General features: G+C 26.1%; 6 protein-coding genes. 5 read left to right on the top strand and 1 reads right to left on the bottom strand.

All coding sequences use genetic code 11. From position 1 onward, the window contains the following. Positions 1-680: HTH domain-containing protein (locus tag K0040_RS16815; protein ID WP_331476350.1), on the bottom strand; the 680-nt coding region annotated here is incomplete at its 3' end. 184 nt (positions 681-864) lie between these two features. Between K0040_RS16815 and K0040_RS16810 the strand changes: the two genes are divergently transcribed. From K0040_RS16810 to K0040_RS16790, 5 genes are all read left to right on the top strand, one after another. Continuing rightward, positions 865-1,344, top strand: a complete 480-nt coding sequence (locus K0040_RS16810) for a hypothetical protein (RefSeq protein WP_228109902.1) — start codon at positions 865-867, stop codon at positions 1,342-1,344. 80 nt (positions 1,345-1,424) lie between these two features. Further along, positions 1,425-2,099: an ABC transporter ATP-binding protein gene (locus tag K0040_RS16805; protein ID WP_228109901.1), complete on the top strand. Its 675-nt coding sequence runs from the start codon at positions 1,425-1,427 to the stop codon at positions 2,097-2,099. Further along, positions 2,096-4,618 (top strand): ABC transporter permease, encoded by a 2,523-nt coding sequence (locus tag K0040_RS16800; RefSeq protein WP_228109900.1) that lies wholly within the window; start codon positions 2,096-2,098, stop codon positions 4,616-4,618. The genes K0040_RS16805 and K0040_RS16800 overlap by 4 nt, the downstream gene beginning before the upstream one ends. A gap of 74 nt (positions 4,619-4,692) precedes the next feature. Next, a complete protein-coding gene (locus K0040_RS16795; RefSeq protein WP_331476349.1) occupies positions 4,693-5,376 on the top strand; it encodes a response regulator transcription factor in 684 nt (227 codons plus the stop codon). 3 nt (positions 5,377-5,379) lie between these two features. Continuing rightward, a complete protein-coding gene (locus K0040_RS16790) occupies positions 5,380-6,414 on the top strand; it encodes a sensor histidine kinase (protein ID WP_228109899.1) in 1,035 nt (344 codons plus the stop codon). Positions 6,415-6,504: the final 90 nt, after the last annotated feature.

Raw genomic sequence — 6,504 nt, 5'->3', positions numbered from 1 at the left:
TTTATTCCAAATTCATTTTCTAATGTCATCTTTATAGACCTAGAGCCTCTTTTATATCCACGGTGATTAAATGCTTTTAATATAATATCTCTTGATTTTATATCTCTATCTTCTTTTATATCCCTATAATCTTTTGTTTTAAGGAACCTATAATAACCAGAAGTGGATACATTAGCTATCTTACACAAATGCCTTACCATTCCAGTTAAATTAAAATTATAAATCAAACCTTTTATCAGTCCAAATATTTTAGATGCTTGTAATTTACCTTTTTTCACCTGCCTTTCGCTCCATTCTAACTTTTTTATGAATTCAAGCTCCGCTTTTAGATATTCTATCTCAGCATCTTTTTTAGCTAAATTTTCTTCCATTGTTAACTCTCGACTAATAGGTCTTCCAGAATTTAATGATCTTTTATCTTCTAATCCTGTCACACCTCCACTTTTAAACATTTTTCTCCATCTATAGCTAGCCTGTTTAACACGAGCAGTACCAAGTATTTCTATATCAAAACCAGCACCTTCAAATATTTGCCTTATATTTTTTCCTCTCTCATACTCACCTATAAATAATAGTTTAAACTCATCAGTATATGTAATTGCATTTTCACTTACGCTTTTAACATACTTATTTTCAGATAATTTATTAATCTCTTCTTTAGAAAATAGTTTTTTGTTCATAATTACTCAACTCCTTAATGAATATTTTACACAAAAATAAACCCTATACAAGTAAACACTTTTTCTAGTATCCACTTTATAGGGTCCATTTTAATTTTGTGTAGTAACTCTTTTTTTCTGTCAGGAGTTTGTCAGAAGTAAAAGATATTATATAAGTATAAAATTTATAAGGAGGTAAATAGCTATGAAAATGAAAAACAAAGTTATTGTAGTCATATTAGTATTAATTTCAATTTTTATTTGTTTTAACTTATACATCAATTCTCATAAAAAAGTAACTAAGATAGATAAATATTTTAAAAATACTATTGTAGTCGAAGATAATGCAGTAGTAGATCATGCAGATATAAAAATTAAAGGAACTTTATCTAACACTCATTTTATATATAGATATTTACAATTTAGCAAGGAGTTAAAGGGTACTGTAAATATAGGAAGTAAAAAATATTATTTAAGTTCCTCTAGTGTAACAAAAGATGGAATTGTACAAGGAATGATAACAAAAGAAAAAGATGAGCTTATATCTGATTATGGAATTGCTTTTTCAAAAGATTTAGATAAAATTTGCATTTATAAAGGCAATTATATAATTTCGGGTCCATCGAAATCATTAGACGAAGCTATAAATATTTATAAAACAATTGTTGACATACCTATAAATTAAATATTTATATTTATGTCAGAAGATTGTAATAAATGTTTACTAATATATAAATTATAAAAATAAATTAAGAGGTGGATAAAATGAGTATATTAAAAGGGATAAATTTAGTTAAGATATATGGACAGGAACCAAATATAGTAAGAGCCTTAGATCATGTAAATATTGATATAAATGAAGGAGAGTTTGTTGCTATAATTGGAACATCAGGAAGTGGAAAATCTACCCTGTTAAATATGTTAGGCGGTTTAGATAGGTTAACTGAAGGATACGTAATTATAAATAATAAAAAATTAAGTGAAATGAACGATGAAGAAGTAACTATTTTTAGAAGAAGAAATATAGGTTTTATTTTTCAAAATTATAACTTAGTACCTATACTAAATGTTTATGAAAACATAGTTCTTCCTATAGAATTAGATGGTGTAAAAATAGATACAGAGTATGTTGATTCAATAATAAACACTTTAGGATTAAGTGATAAATTGACCAATATGCCAAATAACTTATCCGGGGGGCAACAGCAACGTGTGGCAATAGCAAGAGCCCTAGCTACTAAACCAGCTATAATTTTAGCAGATGAGCCTACTGGAAATCTTGATAGTAAAACAGGAATGGATGTAATAGGTCTTCTTAAAATGACTAGTCAAAAATTCAATCAAACAATGGTAATGATAACTCACAACGAAGAGATAGCACAATTAGCAGATAGAGTTATAAGAATTGAAGATGGCAAGGTGGCGAGAGGTGATGAATGATGAAAATAGAAAACAATAATAAAAATATAATAAAGAAAATCACAAAATCATCTCTTAAATCTAATAAGACTAGAAATATTTTCGTAGTGGTAGCAATTGCTTTAACTACTTTTATGATATCTTCTGTATTTACTTTAGGAATGAGTTTTGCAAAAAACTACGCAACAATGAACTTAAGAGATCAAGGAACAATAGCAAGTACTTTTCTGTCAAATCCAACAGATAAACAGATTAAAGAAATTATAGATTTAGATGTGGCTAAAAATATTGGTAAGGAAATAAATGCAGGTGTTGTAAGTTCAAAAGAGTTAAGTAAAAGCAAAACTACTATATCACTTAAATATTTAGATGAAACAAACTGGGAGAAACAGCTTAGTCCCTGTATAAGTGATATAGAAGGAGATTATCCTGCTAAAGAAAATGAAATTATGATATCTAAAATATCATTAAAATTTTTAGATAAAGAAAATGCTAAAATAGGAGATAAAATAAAAATACCTTGTGATATAAGTGGAAAAGTAAGTGAAAAGGAATTTATAATAAGTGGATATTTTACCTCTTATGCTTATATCCAAGATAGTGGAGAAATATTTGTATCAGAGGCTTTTATAAAAGATAACAATTTAACTTTAGAAAAAAATGGGCAACTTTTAATTACTTTAGGAAAAAATAAAAAAAATGAGGCACCAGAGCTTTTAGAAAAAGAAGTATCTTTAAATAAAAATCAAAAATTTGAATATAACTATGATCTGGAGCAAGATTCAAAAAGCATAATGCTGGCATCTGTAAGTATTGTAGCTATTATAGGTGGATTTATAGTATTTAGTGGCTATTTACTTATTTACAACATTTTATATATAGCAGTCACTAAAAATATTCAGTTCTATGGATTACTTAAAACTATAGGAACATCACCAAAACAAATTAAAAAAATAGTAAGAGGACAAGGTCTTAGATTAGCAGCCATAGGCATACCAATAGGGGTAACTTTATCAGTCTTAGTTTCTTATTTAATTGTGCCATCTGCCATTGAAGGAATGAGTATGGGAACTTATTATGAATCTATGATGCCTAGTAAAATATATTTTACTCCGCTAGTATTTGTAGGGACTATATTATTTGCACTAATTACCATATTAATAAGTTGTAAAAAGCCGGCTAAAATTGCTAGTAGTATTTCGCCAATAGAAGCTATGAAATTTAGTGGGAAGAAATCTAAAAAAGAAAAGAAAAATAGAAATTCTACTAAGGGTGGAAAACTTTATAAAATGGCTTGGAACAATGTTTTTAGAGATAAAAAACGTGCAATATTAGTTTTTTTATCTTTATTTATGGGGATCATGACATATTTAAGTGTAAATACTTTTATGGATAGTATTAGTTTAGAAAATTATGCTAATAAATATTTATATAATGATTTTGAAATACAAAATTATTATGATGACAATTCAACTTTAAATAACAAATTTATAGAGGAAATAAGGAATATAAAAGGTGTTAATTCTGTAGAAATTTTAGCATCTTCATCGATACAAATGGACATGAATAAAAAAGTAATGATGCCTCCTTTAGAAAGAGGATATAGCATGCATGGTGGTGATTTAGGAGAATTAGATAAATATTTAAAAGAAATAGAAAAAGATCCTAGTAAATTATCACCAATGGTAGTTGGATTAGAAGATAAAACTATAGAAAGATATGACGATGCAATTAATAAAAAAATCGATATAGAAGCTTTTAAAAAAGGAAACTTAGCTCTAATTGATGGATTCTATTACGATGATGAAGAAAAATTAGATTTTTCAAAAGAAACAATAACTTTTAGAAATACTAAAGAACATAAATCTAAGGAAATAAATATAGAGCTAATGACAGATGAAAATGCAATTTTATCTATAGGTTCAAGTCAAACTGGTATGCCAGTAATATATGTCAGTTCTTCTACTTTAAATAAATTGACTAAAGATACTAGAAATCATTTAATATATGTTGACGTGGAAGATAGCTATGATAGTGAAGTAAAAAGTAAATTAAAAACACTAGCCAGTAAAAATCGATTCTACCTTAAATCTAAAACAGATACTATGAATAATTATGAAAAAAGTTCTATGATAATGAATTTAGTAGGTGGAGGAATTGCCATAATTTTAATAATTATAGGTCTATTAAATTTCATTAATGTTATGGTTACTAATGTAAATGTTAGATTAAAAGAACTTACCATAATGGAAAGTATAGGTATGACTAAAAAACAAATTATAAAAATGTTAACTTTAGAAGGTGCATATTATGCAGGAATAACTACTTTAATCACATGTACCTTAGGTATGGAAGTAGTATATCTTATTGCACAACTTACAAAACAAATTGCTGATTATGCAGAATTTGTTTTTCCTACAATACCATTACTTTCTTTAATTACATTAATATTTGCTGTCTGCTTAATAATTCCAAGTATAGTTTACAAATACAGTAGCAAAGCAAGTGTAACAGAAAGGTTAAGAGAAATAGAAAATTAGAAAATAAGTAATAGTGGTAGGTATGAAAAATCTACCACTATTGTTATAATTAGATAGGAAATTTGATTAAAGGGGTGATTATTATAGGTACAATTTTAATAATAGAAGATGATAGGGTATTAAATAAGGGAGTTGCCTTTGCATTAAAAAAAGAAGGCTACAAAATCATAAGCGCATACAATATGGAAGAAGGGAAAAATGCTATTTTACAAAATGAAATAGACTTCTTACTTTTAGATATTAATTTACCTGATGGAAGTGGGTTAGATTTGTGTAGAAGTATAAATGACAAGATGAATTTTCCCATAGTATTTTTTACAGCAAATGATACAGAAAAAGATATGATTCAAGGGTTTGAGTGTGGTTGTGACGATTATATTTCAAAGCCTTTTTCTATGGATGTCTTAAAATTAAAAATAAGTGCTATTCTAAAAAGAAACACTTCTCCAAAGAAGGATATTTTTAAATACAAAAATATGAAAATTGATTATATTAGTAGAAAAGTTTATAAAAATGATGAAGAAGTTTATTTAACGGTTACAGAGTATAAATTATTGGAAGTGTTAAGCAGAAATAAAGGTAGGGCTATGACTAAGGAGATTTTATTAGATAAACTTTGGGATAACAATGGAAACTACGTAGATGAAAACACTTTATCAGTAAATATAAGAAGACTTCGTAAGAAAATAGAAGATGATGGGAAAAAACCTGAATATATAGTTACCTTATTTGGTATTGGATATATTATGGGAGAATAATTTATGGATAAAAAATTTAATAGAAAAAATAATGCATTTAAAATATGTCTTATAATTTTTTCTTTAATTTTTAATGTACTAATTGGATTTTTAAGTAAAAGTTTTAAGATTAATTTAATTATTTTAGTATTTAATTTAATTATAATTTTCATGTTTTTTATTTATGAAAGAATGTTTCACAACTATATGAAAGATATACTAATAAAACTATCAGATATGTTAGCTACCATATCTGATATGAGGAAAACTGAAGTATTTTCTATGATAGACGATTCTCTATTTTCAAAACTACAACATCAGACTTTAAGATTAACTAATATTTTAAAAACTCAAAACAGTAAAATAGAAGAGGATAAAAATGAAATAAAATCATTAATCTCTGATATAGCTCATCAGTTAAAAACACCTTTAACAAATATGAAAATGTACAGTGAATTTTTACAAGATGAAGATTTGACAAAAAAAGAGAGACAAGAGTTTAATGAAATTATTCTTTTGTCATTAGACAAACTTTGTTTTTTAGTGGAAAATATGATAAAAATGTCTAGACTGGAAAGTTCAGTAATTAGTATAAATCAAAAATATGAAGATTTAAATGATACAATTTTAATGGCTATTACGCAACTTCATAAAAAAGCTGAAATGAAAAATATACATATTGATTTTAGACAAAAAGATAAAGTTAATCTATACCACGATAAAAAATGGACATGTGAAGCTATTTTTAACATAATTGAAAATGCAATAAAATACTCCAAAGAAAATAGCAAAATAAATATAGCCATACAAAAATATGAGATGTTTACTCGAATTGATATTGAAGATCATGGAATTGGAATAAAAGAAGAGGAAATTCCCAAGATATTTTCTAGATTTTATAGAGGTCAAAATGTACAAGATAAAGAAGGAATAGGAATAGGTCTTTATTTAAGCAGACAAATAATTACAAAACAAGATGGATATATAAAAGTGAAATCACAAGATACAGGTAGTACTTTTTCCATATTTATGTTAAATGATATAAAGAATAAAATATAATAAATAAAAATCAGATTAGAAGTAAGAAAATATCATAATCTGATTTTTTTTATGTAAGAGGATTGTCAGAAGTATTTATTATTATATAAC

The sequence above is a fragment of the Terrisporobacter petrolearius genome (assembly GCF_020748185.1).
In the GTDB taxonomy this organism is placed as follows: Bacteria; Bacillota; Clostridia; order Peptostreptococcales; family Peptostreptococcaceae; genus Terrisporobacter; species Terrisporobacter petrolearius.
This window is presented reverse-complemented; position numbering and strand designations above follow the sequence as displayed.

Bases quoted from the DNA above. Each gene is read 5' to 3' on its own strand.
- K0040_RS16810 (WP_228109902.1), top strand. From the start codon at position 865: ATGAAAATGAAAAACAAAGTTATTGTAGTCATATTAGTATTAATTTCA.
- K0040_RS16805 (WP_228109901.1), top strand. From the start codon at position 1,425: ATGAGTATATTAAAAGGGATAAATTTAGTTAAGATATATGGACAGGAA.
- K0040_RS16800 (WP_228109900.1), top strand. From the start codon at position 2,096: ATGATGAAAATAGAAAACAATAATAAAAATATAATAAAGAAAATCACA.
- K0040_RS16790 (WP_228109899.1), top strand. From the start codon at position 5,380: ATGGATAAAAAATTTAATAGAAAAAATAATGCATTTAAAATATGTCTT.